We start from the raw sequence: 1,038 nt of genomic DNA, 5'->3' as shown, positions 1-1,038 counted from the left end.
GTATAAGGCCGAATTCCCTTGATGAAATTCCGCGATAGGGGTGAAATGGTATTATGAAATTCGGGATGAGTAGGGTCAATGCCGCTATCTACAACCGCTACCATGACGCCCAGGCCGGTGAAACCACGTGCATAGGCGGTCGCGGCGTTAATCTTCGCTGAGCCCCAATCAGCTCGATATTCGGTTGTGTCGAACTGTGCCGCCGCCAACGGAGCACCGAAGACATCGAGCGTCGAAGGCGAGCGCGCCGGAATAGTCTGCGCCGCCACAGGTCCCAGTGCCGTGATCAGGACCACCAATGAGCAGCAAACTATCAGCGCATGATGGGATGGGCTTGTTCTTTCCCCGCCTAATACTCGGGCCGAACAATCGCCGAGATCGCGCAGGCGACGTTCTGCACCGAGATGTCTGAACATGAAGCTACCCTCATTCCTTTCTGCACGAGTCCGAGATCATTGACCATAATAAAAGTTAAAGAAATGTTAAATCTTCACCTCAGATCAATCCGAACGCATTCGTTGAGTTGTATGCCAAGCAACTGGTAGTGCATTGCCCCAATCTATCGCCGACAATATCAATTTCTGGCTGATTGCGGCATCCGATCGAACCTGCGCAGTCGAGCGAGGAGTACGAAGAAGCGTACTGTCTCGGACCACAATAGACTGTGGGCCTGTACCAAGCCGCACCATATCGTGCCCCTTATGCGAATGGGCTGAGGCCGGCAGTTTTGGCATCTGGGTCGAAGCCGGTGTTCTCAGGAGGCTCCTGCACCGTAGGTGCACAGGTGTGCAGAAAACATTTTCGATCCTTTGCGAGCGTTTCGGAGCATCCTGAAACACGTCGCTACGGTTCACGTTGCTGCAGGATGCTTCGGTCTGCTGCGCTCCGGGCGGACGGTCGATGATCCCAACGCCGGCACTCTGCCGGACTCCTCGGCGGGTCTACGGGGTGGCAGACACTTCAGTGCGTATGGCGTGATACCCCCAAGTTCATGACAAATCGCTGGCAAACTCGCCGGCAACGACTGGCACCCTAAGA

The 1,038-nt window shown here is 55.3% G+C and carries 1 pseudogene; it reads right to left on the bottom strand.

The annotated features are described in order from the left end of the window. Positions 1-416 (bottom strand): annotated as a pseudogene (locus NS334_RS18400) (hypothetical protein); the annotation flags it as partial. Positions 417-1,038 lie beyond the last annotated feature (622 nt).

This window comes from Sphingomonas endophytica (assembly GCF_001476895.1).
In the GTDB taxonomy this organism is placed as follows: domain Bacteria; phylum Pseudomonadota; class Alphaproteobacteria; order Sphingomonadales; family Sphingomonadaceae; genus Sphingomonas; species Sphingomonas endophytica_A.
The sequence above is the reverse complement of the archived record's forward strand: the minus strand, read 5'-3'. Positions and strand labels throughout refer to the sequence as shown.